At 62.0% G+C, this 439-nt stretch carries 1 protein-coding gene; it reads right to left on the reverse strand.

Annotation, left to right across the window (positions count from 1 at the left end; all coding sequences use genetic code 11):
- Positions 1–439, reverse strand: a 439-nt coding sequence (locus AAC083_RS00400) for an ATP-dependent DNA helicase (RefSeq protein ID WP_308811032.1), incomplete at both ends; no start/stop codon positions are given.

The following is a 439-nucleotide window of genomic DNA, read 5'->3' on the forward strand; positions in this document are numbered from 1 at the left end:
AGCGCCCCAGCGTCCCCAACTCCCGGGTGCGAGGGATGGCGGGCAAACTCTTGATAAAGGTAGCGCCGTAGGGTTTGTTGACCATGCGTGGATCACAGATGACCAGTACGCCGTGATCACTGCGATCACGAATGAGCCGCCCCACCCCCTGCTTGAGCGCTATCACTGCCTTGGGCAACTGCAGCTCGGCGAAGGGATCGCCCCCCTTGAGCTTGCAATCATCGACCCGTGCCTTGAGCAAGGGATCGTCGGGGCTGGCAAACGGCAGCTTGTCGATGATAACACACGACAACGCAGCCCCCCGCACGTCTATCCCCTCCCAGAAGCTGCTGGTGGCCACCAAGACGGCGCGGCCATTCTCGACAAACTCCTTGAGTAGCCGCTGCTTGTTGTCCTCCCCCTGTAGCAGCACAGTGCGGCCTATCTCGCGGCGCAGCAC

Source organism: Aeromonas sp. HMWF014 (assembly GCF_963878295.1).
GTDB classification, from domain to species: Bacteria; Pseudomonadota; Gammaproteobacteria; order Enterobacterales; family Aeromonadaceae; genus Aeromonas; species Aeromonas popoffii.